The following is a 16,636-nucleotide window of genomic DNA, read 5'->3' as shown; positions in this document are numbered from 1 at the left end:
AGCTTTTTTTGTTTCCCTTGCCGCGAACGCTCGCTTCCTCTCGTCGCTTTCCTATAATCGGAATCGCTTGGCATGTACGCAGCACTGGGACCGGATGACGGACGCCCCGATGAAAACCATTTTTCGATTTCTGGCAGGCGTCTTCCTGGGCCTGCTTCTCTTGTTTGCCCTGCTGATCGCCGTCGAAACGTTTAGCGCCGTCGTTCATCCCTTTCCAGAAGGCTTTCAAGGAACCGAGGAAGAGATCTGTGCGCATGTCGCACGCTATCCGGCTTGGGTGTTGGCGGCGGTCGTTCCCATGTGGGCTGCGACTGCGCTGGTCAGCGTACGCGTCGCAGGTGCGATCGGCGGAAGGTTTTCAGCATTGACCGTAGGCTTGCTGTTGAACGCCGCGCTCGTCTGCAACCTCGCCATGCTCCCCTACCCGCTTTGGTTCAAGGGAGCGTCCCTATTGGCGATTCTCTTTGCGACTGCGGCCGCCGTTTGGATAACGATGGGATCAAGCCAAACATCCACCGTCAAAAATCATCGACAAGTCGCCGAGAAGCAGGATTAGCGGCAACTCTTTGGCCTTGCCCGACGTCGCAGCAACGACTCTTCGCAATCGCGACGTCACATCTGCTAGCGACTTATGACGACGGTTTTCTTGATGCCGCCGTAAGATACCCCGCATTCTGGCGTATTGACCTTATCAGGCGGCGGCTTGTGAACCGACAACGATGATGGACCGCTTTTCCATCGAGAACCGTTCAGAAATGCTTCGTTCCAATCGGCTTACGCTTGCTGGCCTGCTCTGTATCGTGCTAGGCTGCGCAACCGAAAAGAGCCAACTCGCCGACAATCAATTGCCCATTCAGCCGACGCCATCTTCTGGCGTTGCGACGGCTCAATTCGTGCAGGCTCCGATGGAACAGCAGCGCAGTCTCCGGGTAGTCGCCTACAACGTGCATCTGCTTCCCAGCGTCGCGGTTCCCTTTGCCGGAACGCGTAGCGCCGCGGATTATCGCGCGCGAGCAATCGGCGAGCAACTCGCAACGTACGATCTGATTGGACTCAGCGAAGCGTTCAACACCAAGCAAAGCCAGGCTCTTGTCGAGCAGTTGCAGGCGCGAACGCCCAGCGGTTATCACATTGCATACGGCCCAGGTCGATCAGGCACGCACTTGGTTGGCAGCGGCCTAGCCTTCTGTTCGCGCTATCCGATTTTGGAAACGCATACGATTACCTACAGGAACGCATCGAGAGTATTGACGAACGGTTTGAAATCAGACGGCTTCGCCGCGAAGGGAGCACTACATGCCAAGGTTCTGCTCGACCCGCAATCGGGCGCAACGCTCGATTGCTTCCTAACCCATCTCGAAAGCCAATCCCCCGCCGCACGAAAGCTTCAAGTACGCGAACTCAGCGAGTTTGTCGCCGAGCACTATCGTGCCGATGCCCCTGCGATCTTTCTAGGGGATTTCAATATCGCATTTGAATCGGACGCCGACTCGGAATACGCAGATCTCCTCAATCGCTTCGCCGAGGCCAAGGTTCTGAACCTGGTTGACGGCGGACAACGACTACAAGCCGGTCCGCACGGAACGAGCGATGCGGTCGCAGAGGATGGAGGACGACGAATTGATTACATCTTCTCCGCCGGTTCCGCAGGGGCGAGCAGCGTCGGCCTTTATCCGACGCGGACCGAGCATGTGCGTTTCCTGGACCAGGAAGTCGCCGAAGGATCGCTCTCCGATCATCTCGCCGTTGCGAGCGAGTTTCTAATCATTCCGCAGAAAGTTGCGAGCCTACCGCAGCGACATCCAACCCGTTAAGCAGCCGAGTTCCGCCTTGATTTGTGCGGCGATCTGCTTGGCCGTAATGTTCGATCTTCGGCGATCGCGTGGCTCAAAACCGAAAGCGTCTGGCGCCTCCAAACCCAGCTCCGATGATGACGAGCAAAATAAAGAGGACCAGGATCAGCACGAACGCTCCGCCGTAGCCTTCCGCTTCCGTATCCGCGCCAAGGCTCTCGGCGATCTCGATGCTCTGCGCGACTGAATCCGCAGCTTCTTCCTCTTCTAGGTGCAGCACGTTCATGGCAAAGCTGTTAGCGCGACTTTCGACGGAGCTACCGAGAAGAATCGGCGCCGGGACCTGGGCCATGCCGAACTGCGGAACGCCGAGAAAGATTACGACGGCCAGTAGAGGGTAGAGTCGACTCATTTGGCTCTCCTTTTTCAAGCGGCGAATAGCGTTGCCCTGGCCTCATCGTAGAGAATTGATGAGGCGCTCGCCAACCTTTCTTGAAAATCGGATGCAGCGGCAATATCGCTCTGCAACGCAAATTGCCTTGCTTGCCCCACTGCCGGACTCCATAATCGAACGTGCAATCCTCGACATTAACATCCCCGCGCAAACCGCAGCCCTTCCCGCCTCCGATCGCCAGCAGTCTGGATTCCTGCCTACCAAAAAGAGAGCATGCCGAATGCATCGCCGTCAGATTCTCAAGTGGAGCCTATTCATGGGACTAAGCGGACGTCTGTTCGCAGCTGAAAAGCCAAATGGACTCGAAGAAGCGGACAAGATTCTGACGGAAGCGACCGCCAGCGGTCAGGTGAAGGCCGCGACGTTGCATGTGGTAAAACGCGGCAACGCTGTGACTCGCGCCTACGGCGCTGGCACGACGCCCGACTCGATGTTTCTCCTCGGCTCGATCTCGAAGCCGATTTGCGTCGCCGCGCTAATGAGGCTGTTCGATCAGCAGGAATTCAAGCTCGACGATCCTCTACGCAAATTCCTGCCAGAGTTTACCGGCCAGGGGCGAGAAGACGTTACTTTCCAACATGTCCTGACCCACACCTCAGGCTTGCCCGATCAAGTAGCGGACAACGCAAAGCTGCGCCGCGACCATGCAAGTTTGGCGACCTTCGTCAAACATGCGGAGCAAGAGCCCTTAGCGTTCGCTCCCGGTTCGAAATACCAATACTCGAGCATGGGCATTCTGCTCGCGACGCACGTCGCCGAGAAGATTACGGGCAAAGACATTCTTTCGCTGGTCGACGAGACGGTCTTTCAGCCATTAAAGATGACGCATTCCGCGCAAGGCCTGGGACGATTCAAGCTCGACGATATGGTGCCCAGCCAGACCGAATTTGCCGCGCCGGAAGCCGGCAGCGGCGATCCCTCGGCGAAGAACTGGGACTGGAACAGTCTCTACTGGCGCAAGCTGGGAGCGCCCTGGGGCACGACTCATTGCTCGGCGCCAGACGTCGCCGCGTTCTTGTCCGAGTTTCTGCACCTCTCCGGGACGGTTCTGAAACCGGAGACGGCCAAACTGATGCGTACCAACCAGAACCCTTCCGGGATCAAGCCGCGCGGTCTCGGCTTTGACGTCGATCCGCTGTTGGGCGGACCTGGTTGTTCGAACGAAACGTTTGGTCACACAGGCTCGACCGGAACAATCGCGTGGGCCGATCCCGCCACGGAAACGATCTGCGTGGTGCTGACCTCACTCCCCGGTCGCGCGGTGACTCCGCATCCCCGACAATTGGTTTCCGAGCGGATCGCTGCGGATCGCGATTCTTAAAGGCTGCGATAGCTAGCTTCCGCCAGTCGCAACGACGATCGCCGTGCGACGCTTCACAATGCGTTCTTGGCGTAAGCCTTAACGGCGCACCCGCTTGGAATACGGCTCTTCACTCAAGTCTCGCTTGCAGCGAGGTCGATGGAACCAATGCTCCGAATTAGGAGGGGTTGGCGACATATTCCTTTAAGCGATGAGCTTTGCATGACGAAACGGACTTGGACCACTTGCTGGCTGACGCCGATGCTTGCGGTGCTATCGTTGGCGAGCTTCGCCGCCGCCCAGGAATTCTCGACGTCCGATACGAATGTCGGCTATATCGATTCGGCGTTCGTTGGCTCGAAGATCCGCTTCCGCTTCGACTCGGCCTACGATAACCCGACGCCCGATCGCGCCGAATTCTTCTATCGCGCATCGACGGCGGCGACCGGCAGCCCCATCTCTCCGGCCGAACCTCAAGTCGACTATCAAGAGTTTTGGACCTACCTGGAATTGGCCGTCGCTTCCAACGTTTCCCTCTTCGTCGATGCGCCGGTCCGCATGGTCAATCCCGAAATCGCGGCGAACACGTCCGGCTTCAGCGACCTACAGGTCGGCATCAAAGGGATTCTGCTCGAAAGCGACGCTGATATGCTGACCGGGCAAATTCGCGTTTATACGCCAACCGGCGACGCTTCGCGGCGTCTCGGAACCAACCATGCCTCGATCGAACCGGCGCTCCTGTACGCTCGCCGCTTGAGCGACAGGACGATGCTGGAAAGCGAATTCCGCGTTTGGGTCCCGCTCGATTCGACCGTGGTTCCGCAAGGTCACTTCGCCGGTCCGGTACTTCGCTACGGAGTCGGCGTAGGGCATGACCTCTATCAATGCGTTTCGCCGTGCGGATGCGAGTCGAAAAAACTAACGGCGGTCGCCGAGTTCGTCGGCTGGTCGATCCTCGACGGCCTGGCGACGGTTCCGGCGACTCCCACCATGGCGACGATCATCGACGTCGACGGAGACACGATCATTAACGGAAAATTTGGCCTCCGCTATACGCAGTCTTGCCACAGCGTCTACGTCGGCTACGGCCGTGCTTTTACCGGCGACGTTTGGTATCACGACATCATCCGAGCGGAATACGCGATTCGCTTCTAAGCGGGGCAGACGTTACGATGCCTTGCTTTTCGACTTCCACTGCTCCAGCAGCTGCTGAAAGTCGGCTCGCTGCTGTAGGGGAAGAAACTCGTCGGCCAGTTTCTCCTCTGATTGGAGCGAAGTGAGCGGTTCCCCTAGCTCCATCGCCTTGCGCAGTTGCGTTACGGCGTTTTGCCCCAGCGAATCGGCCGACGACGTCGCATCCCCTTCTTGCGCCAACGAATAGCCGCTCGCGTACCACTTGGCGGCCTGCATTCGAGCAGCGGAATCATTCGGAAACGCCTGGAGATACGCTTCGATGGTCTGACCCATTCTGGGAACGTCGCGGGACGCCTGAAACGACTTGATCGCCAGCGCGTAGTCCTTTTCCAGGCTCTTGGCGAACTCGTCATTCTGGGCATTTGATGCGTAAGCTCGCGTATGAATCTCGATCGCTTCCTTCAGAAGCTTGTCGACTCCTTCCGTTTCTCCCTGCAGATGCGCTACCAAAGCGCGATTGTACTTCGCGTTCCCTAGACGATGAGAATATCCAGCATGGCCAGGGTATTCATTCGCCAGCTCTGACAAGATCGTTTCGGAGCGTTCAAAATAGAGGGCCGCTTGCTTGAGATCTTTCTGTCGTCCGGCGAGCGCTCCGCGGCTATTCAGCGTGTTCGCCAGCTCGCTCTTCAGATGCACGTAACGCGGGAACTGACTTACCAGGCTTTCCAGCAATGCGGCCGCACCTTCATTCGCTTTAACGGCCGCCGGCAAGTCACTGAGCGACGCCAAGGTATTGGAAAGGTTGTTCTGAAAGATGGCGAGATCTTCCCGTTCTTCCGGGCTTAGCTCGCGGCTCGAATGCAACTCGACCGCCTCGGAAATCCGATCGCGGGCATCTTCCAATTTCCCCTGCTTCTTCAGCAGGTTGCCATAGTTATTCAGCGTCCTCCCCAAGTCGAGCCGAAACTCATCATGCTCGCCTGACGCGTCGCTATCGACCAGACGCAGCAGCTTTTCGATCGCAGCGCGATAGTCCTTTTCGGCCGCAGCCGTTTCCCCATGTTCGTCGAGCAACATTCCTCGGTTGTAGAGAGCGCGGGCCAGCCCATATTCGTCGCTCTCGTTGCCGCTTGGCTTGGACGACGCGTCTTCCTGGATCGAGACCGCCTGATTCACCGAATTGAGCGCCTGCTCGATATCCCGCGATTTCAACAAGACGGAGAGCCATATGTAGCTCTCCGCAAGTTGTTGCTGGTGCTTGGGATCCTGCGGCTCTTCAGTCGCCAGGTCAGAAAGCAACTGGATCGACGTTTCAAACGCTTGCTTGGAAGAATCAAATTCGCCGAGCTGCCGGAAGAGGTTCCCCATTGACTGGTGCAGCACGGCCGTCTGATGACGCAGCCCGCTGTCGTTGGGACGCTGTTGCAAAAACCGAGTGTAGAACTCCGTCGCTTTGGCGAGCAATTCTTGCCGTCGCATTTCGGCTCTCGGCACATCGGCCAACAACTTGGCCTGCTCCGCCATCTCGTTGACGGCCAGGCGGGCGACGTCCAACATCTCGGTCGCCTGCTCGCGTTCAACTGCGACGAGCGTTCCCTGCTGTCTCGTCGTCGCCGCAAAGTAGATTGTCGACGTGCCGAAAATCAAAAGCGAAGCGGCGAGCCCCGCCGAAAGGGTCGCGATCATCGGACGCCGCTTGCACCACCGAGCGAATCTTTGACTGCGGGTGATGCGCCGCGCCAGGATTGGCTCGCCGCGGAGGTAACGTCCCAGATCCTCCGCCAGTGCACCGGCCGATGCATAGCGACGTTCAGGGGTCTTGTCCAAGCACTTGATGCAGATCGTTTCGATGTCGGCGTCGACCATCCGCGATACAGACCGCAGCGGCGGAGCCTCTTGCGTACAAATCTGCGACAACAGGCCGACAACGTTGTCTGAGCTGAACGGGACGCGAGCGGCAATGAGTTCGTACAGAATCGCCCCCAAAGAATAGACGTCGGAGAGAGGACCGACCTGCGACATATTACCGGAAGCCTGCTCCGGCGACATATAGGCCGGCGTACCGAGCAGCTGCCCCGTTCCGGTCAGCTCCGAACGACCATCCAGTACCTTCGACAGGCCGAAGTCGGTGATGCGGGGGTTCCCCTCTTCATCGAGCAAGATATTGGCCGGCTTAAGGTCGCGATGAATGATCCCTTTGCTATGCGCGTATTCAATCGCCGACGCGAGCGTGCGGACGATTTCCGACGCCCCTCTGGCGCTGAAGGTCGAGCTCCGCATCCGTTGATACAAGCTTTGACCTTGGATGAAAGCCATCGTGAAATAGTGATGGCCATCATGCTGGCCGACGTCGAAAATCGGCACGATGTTGGGATGATCGAGTCGAGCGGCCGCTTCCGCTTCCGTTTTGAAACGTTGGATCTCCTCCTGTCCCGCCAGTTGCCCGCTGAGGATCATCTTGAGGGCGACGATCCGATTGGCGTCAATCTGGCGAGCCCGAAAGACGACCCCCATCCCGCCGCGCGCGATCACGTTCAGCAGCTCATATTTGCCAAACTGCGTTCCGCTCGCCAACAGCGGCTGACTAGCGAGTTTACTGGCGTACGAGGCGCCTACCGGCATGGTCTCGGCGACTTCGCTCTTGGGAGCGACCGTCTGCTCCATCAGATCAAACAGCGCCAAGCCGACCTCGCCGCGGAGTTCCGGATAGTGCAGTACGATCGACTCATATTGGGGCTGCTCATTTCGCTGGCGACGATTCTTGACGTCAATCTCGAGCAGCGCGATCAGCAGCGTCTTGCGTTGTTCATCCCCTACCTGAGCGAGGTATTCGGCGATATCAGGCTGCTGACCGGCGAGCCAGCGTTCGGCAAATGCCTGGCAGAGGACCTCCACCTGCCGATCCGGCGGCTCGGGGCGATCGTTCGAGGAGGGAAGGCTTGCGTCGCTCACGTCAATCAAGTCCTTCCGCCCCAGCGCCCCGAATGACTTCGAGTTTACGTTCCCCAACAGTCGTGCTGCGAGGAACTTCCCAGCGAAGTCAATGCTGGCGTACGGCGTCTCGAATGCGCTGGAACCAGCGAATGAAAAAGTGGAGGGTTGTGCACGACAAGCACTCTCCCTGACCATCCGCGTCGAGAGAAAGCTATCGCTTCGGATTATAGTGCAGCATTGAGCTGCAAAAAAGCGTGAAACTCTTCCCGCCGGAGCCCAGATCCCTCAGTGCGATTTCCATGGCACTTCTCCGTCGATTTTAGTTTGCGCAACAGCGCCCGACGCAAAGCAGAGAGTGGATTGGGGTGGAACTAAATCTGGTCAAGAAAAACTGACAGGGAAACCCAAGTTTCTTCTACCTCGGCCCCTCTCCCCGCAGGCGACAAGAGCTGATTCAATAAGTTCCCAGTGCTAGGTGACCTTGAATCAGCGGCGACCTTTTTATGCCTGACTTCCTCCTTGATCCTGACGTCGTCTTCCTGAATCACGGTTCGTTTGGAGCCTGTCCACGGCAGGTGTTCGACGAGTACCAGCGTTGGCAAAGAGAGCTGGAACGGCAGCCTGTTCGGTTTTTGCAGCGAGAACTCCCCGGGCTGCTCGCCGACGCTCGGCTGCAGGTCGCCCACTATCTGGGGGCTCGCCCGACCGAAATCGTCTTCGTCCCCAATCCGACGTTCGCGGCGAACGAAATCGCGCGGTCGCTCCCGATGGGACCCGGCGACGAAGTTTTGATGACCGACCACGAATATGGGGCCTGCCGTTTCGCGTTTCAATTCGCCGCACAGCAGAAAGGCTTTCGCGTCGTCGAGCAGGCGATTCCTTTACCGGTCGAGTCGAACGAAGCGATCGTCGACACGTTCTGGCAAGGAGTCACCGAACACACGAAGCTGATCTTCATCAGCCAAATCACCTCGCCCACGGCGTTGACGCTGCCGGTCGCCCAGATCTGCCAGCGCGCCAAGGAGGCAGGCATTCTCACCATGGTCGACGGGGCTCACGCGCCGGGGCAGATCGACGTTCACCTGGGAGATCTCGGGGCCGACTTCTACACCGCGACCTGCCACAAGTGGTTGTGCGCCCCGAAAGGCTCCGGCATCTTCTACGTCCGCGAAGACAGACAATCGCTGGTCGAACCGCTGGTCGTCGGCTGGGGTTGGGGCCCCAATAAAACGTTTCATCGCGAAAACGAATTCCTCGAGCATCACGAGTGGCTCGGGACCTATGACCCGGCCGCCTATCTGGCCGTCCCCGCCGCGATCGCCTGGCAAAAGAAAACCATGACGGACGAAGTTCGCCACCGTTCGCAAGACTTGGCGCGAGCGGCCGTCGCGATGGCTGCCGAGATCGAGGGAATCGAACGCGTTCACCCTGACTCGTTCTTCCGTCAGATGGGACTGATTGACGTTACCGCCAAATACGTCGATGCCGACATGCTTAAGTCTCGGCTCTACGACGAATACCGAATCGAGGCGCCGGTCGTTCGCTGGAAAGATCGAATCTTCGTCCGCGTCTCGACCCACGCCTACACCCGGCAAGATCACATTGAAACGCTGGTTCGGGCGCTCCAGGAAATCTAGCCCCCGACCTCGGTGGGGTGACGCCTCAGAAGGAAGTCGCCCTGCCGAAATGCGAAATCTTTTCTGGGAAAGTGCGTCTTCTTGAGCGAGAATGGCGAAAGCTCTTCGCGCGAAATCCCTCCCCTCATCCCTCCTTCCTGGAGTCGAGTTGTGAACTTGTTGATCGTCGTTTCACTACTTGTCGCGGCGCCCTCCGCCGACTCGCCCAGCGAAGCTCCTGCGGAATCGGTCCGAGACGCCGTTACGCGAAGCGTGCCGTTCCTCGAGCGCGAAGGGCAAGCCTGGATCGATAACCGCAAGTGCGCCTCCTGCCATCAGGTTCCTTTCATGGTGTGGAGCTTGAACGAAGCCCATCGCGCCGGCGCCGAGGTCGATCTTAAGAAGCTGAACGAAACGATCGCCTGGTCCACAGATTGGCAAAACTGGTCGGCGTCTAAGAACCGCGACGAAACCAAACAGGAGCAGGCCAAGTCCGGAAACATCGACACGATGTATCAACTTCTGCTCGGCCGCAACTACGCCGCCAACGAAGCCGATGACTCTCCTGCGGAGTGGGTCGAGACGTTTGAAACGGCGCTCGCCACGCGTCAACAAGAGGACGGTTCCTGGACCGCCTGCGGACAACTTCCCCTCCAGAATCGACCAGAACGCGAAACGAATGAAGTCAGCACCATGTGGACGTTGCTAGCACTTCATCCTCGATCCGGCGAACTTCCGAATTGGAATGAGAAGCTCGACGCCGCCAAGAAATACTTGCAGGAAGCGCAACCCGGCCAAAGCAGCGAATGGTGGGCCCTACGCATGATGTTCGAACAGCGTTTCGGCTCCCTGGAAACAGCGACCGAACTGAAGCAGGAACTCTTGTCGAAACAGCGCGAAGATGGAGGCTGGGGTTGGTTGGTAGAGAAGCCCAGCGACGCCCTTGGTACGGGCATCGTGCTGTTCGCCTTGAGCCACGATCGCCAGGAAGCGGACGCCGCCGTTGAGAGTGCGCGACAATTCCTGCTCGACACCCAGAAAGAGGACGGTTCCTGGATCGTCCCCAGTACGTTGAAACGGGCCAATGGAAAGGTGAAGGATACTTCCACCTACTGGGGCACGGCATGGGCCGTGATTGGTCTGGCCCGCACGCAACCGACGAATTGAGCGTGGCGTTTTCCAATGGGGGTGGACAACAAGAGAGCAAGTTGACCGAGCGGAGCGAGAGAAAGGTGCTCGCATTTTTCGTTAACTACGACGATGTTTACGCCGAGAACTGCTCCTTCTCGTGCGCTATTTTCTCTGCATACCTTGCTATCTTGTAAGCAGCTTTTCAGGCCAGCCAGCATCTTCACAACTTACATCGCAGGGGATGTTCAAAGCTCGTCCGCGACAAACACGTATAGATATCCCCCGTTTCCATAGGCCGTTAGCGAACCAAATTTCCCTTGATCTTCGTCCAGAATCTCGGAGTGATCGCCTGGCTTCAACCAAGGCAATTGGACGAACGGAAAATTCCGCTCCATCCACACCACGGCATCCTCCGTTCTCTCCGGTAATACCTCCACCGCTGGCTGGGAAAAATCGAGAGATTCATGGGGAACAAACCAATCCTCCAATGCCTCTTCGGGCATCCCCTGAAGATATCCCTGCATAGCGGAATCGTAGGCCTCGTAGAAGCGAATGAACTCGCCGTGCGACGCGAAGACTCCCTTCGGCCAGCGGGCAATAAACACGACCGGGTAATGTGGATTCGCATACGGAACGATGAGCCGATGCGAAGGGGGATTTAGGTAAAGAGGTTTCAGATCGTAAGGCATGGCGAAATCTAACCGCTGGAGAGACCTAGAGTTCAAATCGCGTGGACGGATCGTCGCAAGCAAACAGCTTACCAATCTCATCCGCGAAATCGATCGCCTTCCGGCAGACGCGAGATCGCCAAGCTAGATCCTCGCGTCACTACTCTGAAGAAGTGAGTAGAAAGTAGAGCAGTAGACCGAGTAGAGAGGGAGAAAGGTGAGCGGCAGGATTTGGGGGCGACCACGGCGTTTCAGCCGATACCTGCTCCCTCTACTGCTCTACTTTCTCCCCTCTACTCTCTACTTGCCGAAGGCAAGTCGGGGTGACAAGACACCGCTAGAACTTTTTTCACTGGGAGTCTTAGGCATCGAGGACGACATCGCTAGTTTGATCCGCGAAGTATGTAGTTAGGCATACACGGCAACTCAGCATTCGCTGACTTCTGCGATACTAAATTCAGAGCCTGTCACTAACGTAATGCGGTGCCGGCCCAATTAACTTGCGACCAGCCGTGCTCGCGTTCGCTCAGCCTCTTCCGATGGCGTTAGGCCGTAGACTCGTTTGAATTCGCGGCTGAACTGTGAGGGGCTTTCATAACCAACTGCCTGAGCAGCCGTGCTTGCGTTGTAGCCTTCATGGGCCATGAGCGATTTGGCCTGATCGAGTCTGATTCGTTTAATATATTGAAGAGGAGAACTTGACGTCACCAACTTGAAGTTCTGATGAAACGCGGCAACGCTCATCCCGGCCTTTCTTGCCAACTCCTCCACGCTCGTCGGTTTGGCAAAATCAATGTGAATCTGCCGCAACACGCGAGCAATCCTGGCAAAGTGGTCATCCCGACTCGCCAGCGCCCGAACAACACCCCCCTGCTCACTTTGCAGCACGCGATACACGATCTCTCTAACACACTGCCGACCAAGAATGCGACTGTCGGCGGGTTTCGTGAGGCACTCTAGGAGCCGAATAACCGCTCCAGCCATTTCTGTGCTCATTGGCGTTGAGGAAATTCCGCGCGGCGTTGGCGTATCTGAACGTGGATAGTCCTCCAGCTCCAATATCATCTCTCCCACCATCGCCTGATCAAGTTGGATGGAAAGTAACAGCACTGGCTCCGACGGACTGGCAATCGTCTCGCACTCTGCCGGTAGCGGAACAGTCAGGACAAGGTAGTTGCTTGGGTCATACACATACGTTTCGCCTCCGAGAAACGCCTGCTTTCGTCCTTGTCCAACAATGAGAATGCGCGGGAGGTAGACAATCGGTGCGCGGGCAGTTGGCGACGAAGCTCGAAAAACTTCGACTCCATCGACGTCCGTTCGGCTCATCCCTTCTGCGATGGCTACCTTGTCGAGCATGCTCGCCAATCGCTGCTGCTCAGTCTTTGCTGTGTTCATCGTCGTCTCCAGACACCACCTAACATTGACAGGAACATTATAGCTTTTGGCCACATTTAATACCAGTTTCTCAAGCAGCGCATAGGTTTAGGCAAGCAATCTGGAGAATCGTTTCTTTTCTTTTCAGAGCAGGTGGCATTAAATGCATGTACGGGTGCTATGGCGAGGCAGACAGGCCACGCGAAGCTGCTCGCTGATGAAGGATCCGCTAAAAGCCCAAACGACAGCCCCAACTTGAGAGGAATAGATGATGAGAACAAAAGCCCGATCCAGTCGCTCCTTTACCTATCTCGCACTGTCAATCCTGGGTGGAATGCTGGCTGGCACAGAGACAGTTGTCGCAGATGACAAGCCGCAATGGGATAAGACCTTTCCACAAAGCGAAAAGGTCGTTCATCGGAAAGTCGAATTCAAAAATCGCTATGGAATCACCTTAGCGGCCGATCTGTACCAGCCGAAAGACCGTGGTGATAAACGGCTGCCCGCGATCGCAGTTAGCGGTCCGTTTGGTGCGGTGAAGGAACAGTCATCTGGCTTGTACGCGCAAACGATGGCAGAACGAGGATTCGTCACTCTGGCCTTCGATCCGTCCTACACCGGGGAGAGCAGCGGCGAGCCACGCAATGTTGCCTCGCCTGACATCAATACCGAGGATTTCAGCGCTGCGGTCGATTTTCTCGGTCTGCAATCTTCTGTGGATCGCGAACGGATCGGAGTTATCGGCATTTGCGGTTGGGGCGGAATGGCCTTAAACGCCGCTGCCGTCGACAAACGCATCAAGGCCGTCGCAACCAGCACGATGTATGACATGAGTCGGGTGATGTCCAAAGGCTACAACGACAGCGTCACCAAGGAAGATCGCACCCAAACGCTAGAGCAACTAAGTCAACAACGCTGGCAAGATGCGGAAAATGGCCAACCCGAATATGGCCCCATCTCTCTCGAACTTAAGGGCGGCGAACCGCAGTTCGTAGTGGACTACGCCGGTTACTACAAGCAGCCGCGTGGTTTCCACCCGCGATCAATTAACTCGAACGGCTCGTGGACAGTGACCAATCCACTGTCATTCATGAACATGCCGCTTCTCACCTACGTCGACGAGATTTCGCCTCGCCCGATACTCTTGATTCATGGCGAAAAGGCCCACTCGCGCTATTTCAGCGAAACGGCATTTGAAGCTGCCGCAGAGCCGAAAGAACTACTCATCATTAAGGGAGCGAATCACGTTGATCTTTACGACCGAGTTGACGTGATTCCATTCGACAAACTCGCATCCTTCTTCGTCGAACATTTGAAATATCACACCCTCGCTAGAGGAAAGTAAAACAATGAACACTTTTCGCAATTCGTCCCGAAGACATTTTATTCGTACCACTGCGATTGCTGGTGCTGGCGTATTACTGGCAAACTCACTAGGAAGTCAATCCGCTTTCGCCAGTGTGCGAGAGGGAAATGTTCAAGCCAAGGGATTGGCGTCCCAGGACAAGTCCGGAACATTGACTTCCTGGTCATTCGAGCGGCGCCCTCTCGGTGACAATGATGTGCTTATCGACATCAAGTTCTGTGGCATTTGCCATTCCGATATTCATCAAATGCGAGGTCACTGGTCTCCCCAAAAATACCCGCAAGTTCCCGGGCATGAAATCGCCGGTATCGTAGCGGCCGTTGGAAAGAACGTCACTAAGTTTAAAGTCGGAGACAGGGCAGGTGTTGGCTGCATGGTCAACAGCTGTCTCGAGTGTCCGAGTTGTCTAGGTGGCGAGGAAAACCACTGCGATAGAAGCAAGACGGTTTTTACCTATGGCTCAACTGAAGAAAGCTCGCCAACCGGCATTACGCAGGGAGGCTACGCCAGCAACATCGTGGTCAGAGATCACTTTGTCGTTCGCATCCCTGACCACATTGAATTGAAGCACGCCGCACCGCTACTTTGTGCAGGAATTACGACGTACTCGCCGCTGATGCAAGCTGATATTTCCAAGGGCGACAAAGTCGGTGTTGCTGGAATCGGCGGTCTTGGTCACATGGCAATCATGCTTGCTGCATCGAAAGGAGCGGAAGTTCACGCTTTTACGACGTCGCCAAGCAAGGTCGATGACATCAAGGGTTTTGGTGCAAAAGAGGTCATCGTTGTTGACGACTTGTCCAAACTAAAAGCTCACCACGGTTCGCTTGACTACATGATTTCGACGATTCCCTACGACTACGACGTGGCGGCATACGCGATGGCACTCAAGCCGCGTAGAGAATTCACCCAGGTGGGAATGCCCATTCAAGGCAAACTGACAATCAACAATTTCTTGATGATTCGCAACCGAGTGAACTTCAACGGTTCACTCATCGGCGGAATGGCTGAAACCCAGGCAGTGGTCAATTACTGTGCTGATAACAAGCTTTTTCCTCAAATTGACGTCATTAAGGCAGACGCCGTCAACAACGCCTGGGACAAAGTCGTGAACAAAGAAGCTCGTTATCGATACGTTATTGACGCATCTACAATCTAAACAGTGGAGGTGATCGTAGAACGTTGGCAGCGGAAAGTCTATCACGGACGCCAATGCCACTTTGAAGTGTCATCTACCCAAATAAACGTCTTGGAGGAATTCGTTTGCTTGAGAAATTGCTTCCCACAAGGCTGGCAAGAACCTCGCGGATTGAGAGCAATGAGACGCAGGATAAGCGCACAGACACAGAGCTTTCGCCCCTTTCTTGTTCAATTAGCGGTGCGGAAAGTACGCCAAAGGCCGTAGCTTCGCACTGGTCGTTGCTTACGGCACTGTTGGGCTTCTTTATCATCACGCTCGATGCACTTGTCGTAAGTGTTGCATTGCCTGCTATTCAAACCACCTTTGACGGTGGCATTGGAGGCCTTCAATGGGTTATCGATGCGTATTCGTTGCCCTTTGCAGCACTTCTTCTCTTTGCGGGAACAGTGTCTGATCGTCTTGGAGCTCGAACAACTTTTGCCATCGGCCTTGTCGTGTTCACAATTAGTTCGGGAGCGTGTGGGTTGGCTCCCACGCTGAGTTTGCTCGTAGTAGCACGCCTACTTCAAGGGGCAGGAGCGGCATTGATGACCCCTGCATCATTGGCTCTGATCAGTGAAGCCTATCCCGACCCAATTGCAAGGTCGCGTGCTATCGGCATTTGGGCGGTAGGCGGGGCTGTTGCCTCTGCTTCTGGACCACTTGTTGGTGGAGCCCTGACGACTCTAAGCTGGCGGCTGATTTTTCTGATCAACCTACCCATCGGGGCACTTGCTCTTTGGCTTCTATCGCGTGTTCCCATTTCGCGAACAACCGCTCACGCGTTCGACTGGGCAGGTCAGGTTGCATCAATTACTTGCTTGACCGCAATTACCGCTGGGCTCATCCAGGCAGGAGATTTGGGGATCACTCACTCAACGGTGATATTCTGCCTGATCATCGCAGCAGTTGCGGCAGTGGCCTTTCTATTCCTTCAATCGCGAAGCAAGCATCCGATGGTCCCTTTAGATATGTTTCGCTCACCTACCATTGCCATCCCAGTAGCCATCGGCTTCACCTTCATGGCCGGTTTCTTTGGCATGGTCTTTCTTGTCAGTCTCTACTTTCAACAACAACGTGGGCTAACACCACTTGAAACCGGTTTCGCCTTTGCTCCTGTCACCGTGTTTTCAATTGCTATGCCAATCATTGCCGCACGACTGGCCGAGCGATTTGGAAGCCGCGTGCCGATCATTATCGGGCAAGCGGCAATGGCGACGGGATTCTTCTTGCTCAGCCTGCTTGGTCAGAACGCATCGGTTCCAGTTTTTGTTGCGATGATGATTCCTGTTGGCCTCGGAGCAGGATTAGCGATGCCCTCGGCTACTTCCGTACTGCTGAATTCAGTTCGAAGTACCCGCTCTGGCATAGCCAGTGGAGTCCTCAACACAAGCCGCCAAGTTGGTGGTGCTTTGGCCGTGGCTGGGTTTGGGGCTCTGGTAACAGCTTTTGGTTTTGAACATGGCATGAAAGCAAGCTTTATCATCTCCGGGGCGCTTCTCGTGATAACAATGCTAGCCAGCATGCCAGAAGCAGCGCTCCGGCATAGCCTGCCACAAGGCGAATCCTCCCCAGCGAGCAATCCAAGCACGTAGTTGGGGATTCGCTTCTTGTTAAATCACTGCAGGTGCGGGCACAGCAATTAACGAGTTTCAGTGGACCCAGCCAATCAGCCTCGGT

13 protein-coding genes are annotated in these 16,636 nt (G+C 56.2%); 9 read left to right on the top strand and 4 right to left on the bottom strand.

The window, feature by feature from the left end; genetic code table 11:
* The first annotated feature begins 109 nt into the window (after positions 1–109).
* Both LOC68_RS00160 and LOC68_RS00155 read left to right on the top strand, forming a co-directional pair.
* Positions 110–556, top strand: coding sequence for a hypothetical protein (locus tag LOC68_RS00160; protein WP_230214192.1), 447 nt, complete (start codon positions 110–112; stop codon positions 554–556).
* A 199-nt stretch (positions 557–755) separates the two neighbouring features.
* On the top strand, positions 756–1,814 hold the full coding sequence (locus tag LOC68_RS00155) for a sphingomyelin phosphodiesterase (RefSeq protein WP_230214191.1): 1,059 nt from the start codon (positions 756–758) through the stop codon (positions 1,812–1,814).
* Between the two features lie 73 nt (positions 1,815–1,887).
* Here LOC68_RS00155 and LOC68_RS28455 read toward each other — a convergent pair whose 3' ends face one another.
* Positions 1,888–2,205: a YjcZ family sporulation protein gene (locus tag LOC68_RS28455; RefSeq protein WP_315858762.1), complete on the bottom strand. Its 318-nt coding sequence runs from the start codon at positions 2,203–2,205 to the stop codon at positions 1,888–1,890.
* A gap of 262 nt (positions 2,206–2,467) precedes the next feature.
* Between LOC68_RS28455 and LOC68_RS00145 the strand changes: the two genes are divergently transcribed.
* Both LOC68_RS00145 and LOC68_RS00140 read left to right on the top strand, forming a co-directional pair.
* Complete coding sequence (locus LOC68_RS00145; protein WP_230214190.1) at positions 2,468–3,568, top strand: serine hydrolase domain-containing protein; 1,101 nt, start codon at positions 2,468–2,470, stop codon at positions 3,566–3,568.
* A gap of 201 nt (positions 3,569–3,769) precedes the next feature.
* Positions 3,770–4,702, top strand: a complete 933-nt coding sequence (locus tag LOC68_RS00140; RefSeq protein ID WP_230214189.1) for a hypothetical protein — start codon at positions 3,770–3,772, stop codon at positions 4,700–4,702.
* Between the two features lie 12 nt (positions 4,703–4,714).
* Here the strand turns inward: LOC68_RS00140 and LOC68_RS00135 are convergent, their stop codons facing one another.
* Positions 4,715–7,636, bottom strand: a complete 2,922-nt coding sequence (locus LOC68_RS00135) for a serine/threonine-protein kinase (RefSeq protein WP_230214188.1) — start codon at positions 7,634–7,636, stop codon at positions 4,715–4,717.
* A gap of 485 nt (positions 7,637–8,121) precedes the next feature.
* Here LOC68_RS00135 and LOC68_RS00130 point away from each other — a divergent pair, with 485 nt between their 5' ends.
* The gene (locus LOC68_RS00130; RefSeq protein ID WP_230214187.1) at positions 8,122–9,255 is read left to right on the top strand and encodes an aminotransferase class V-fold PLP-dependent enzyme; all 1,134 of its coding nucleotides are present in this window, start codon (positions 8,122–8,124) and stop codon (positions 9,253–9,255) included.
* Positions 9,256–9,405: 150 nt separating this feature from the next.
* Positions 9,406–10,401, top strand: a complete 996-nt coding sequence (locus tag LOC68_RS00125; RefSeq protein WP_230214186.1) for a prenyltransferase/squalene oxidase repeat-containing protein — start codon at positions 9,406–9,408, stop codon at positions 10,399–10,401.
* Positions 10,402–10,610: 209 nt separating this feature from the next.
* On the opposite strand, the gene LOC68_RS00120 is transcribed toward LOC68_RS00125, so the two are convergent.
* Both LOC68_RS00120 and LOC68_RS00115 read right to left on the bottom strand, forming a co-directional pair.
* Positions 10,611–11,054: a hypothetical protein gene (locus LOC68_RS00120; protein WP_230214183.1), complete on the bottom strand. Its 444-nt coding sequence runs from the start codon at positions 11,052–11,054 to the stop codon at positions 10,611–10,613.
* Between the two features lie 474 nt (positions 11,055–11,528).
* Positions 11,529–12,431 (bottom strand): AraC family transcriptional regulator, encoded by a 903-nt coding sequence (locus LOC68_RS00115; RefSeq protein ID WP_230214179.1) that lies wholly within the window; start codon positions 12,429–12,431, stop codon positions 11,529–11,531.
* Positions 12,432–12,681: 250 nt separating this feature from the next.
* On the opposite strand from LOC68_RS00115, the gene LOC68_RS00110 reads away from it, so the two are divergent.
* The 3 genes from LOC68_RS00110 (at position 12,682) to LOC68_RS00100 (ending at position 16,551) form a co-directional block, all read left to right on the top strand.
* Positions 12,682–13,755: an alpha/beta hydrolase gene (locus LOC68_RS00110; protein ID WP_230214178.1), complete on the top strand. Its 1,074-nt coding sequence runs from the start codon at positions 12,682–12,684 to the stop codon at positions 13,753–13,755.
* Between the two features lie 4 nt (positions 13,756–13,759).
* Entirely contained in the window at positions 13,760–14,935 is a 1,176-nt protein-coding gene (locus tag LOC68_RS00105; RefSeq protein WP_230214177.1) for an NAD(P)-dependent alcohol dehydrogenase, read from the top strand.
* A gap of 104 nt (positions 14,936–15,039) precedes the next feature.
* Positions 15,040–16,551 carry an MFS transporter gene (locus LOC68_RS00100; protein ID WP_230214176.1) on the top strand — a complete coding sequence of 504 codons (1,512 nt, stop codon included), beginning with the start codon at positions 15,040–15,042 and terminating at the stop codon, positions 16,549–16,551.
* Positions 16,552–16,636: the final 85 nt, after the last annotated feature.

This window comes from Blastopirellula sediminis (assembly GCF_020966755.1).
Lineage (GTDB): Bacteria > Planctomycetota > Planctomycetia > Pirellulales > Pirellulaceae > Blastopirellula > Blastopirellula sediminis.
The sequence above is the reverse complement of the archived record's forward strand: the minus strand, read 5'-3'. Positions and strand labels throughout refer to the sequence as shown.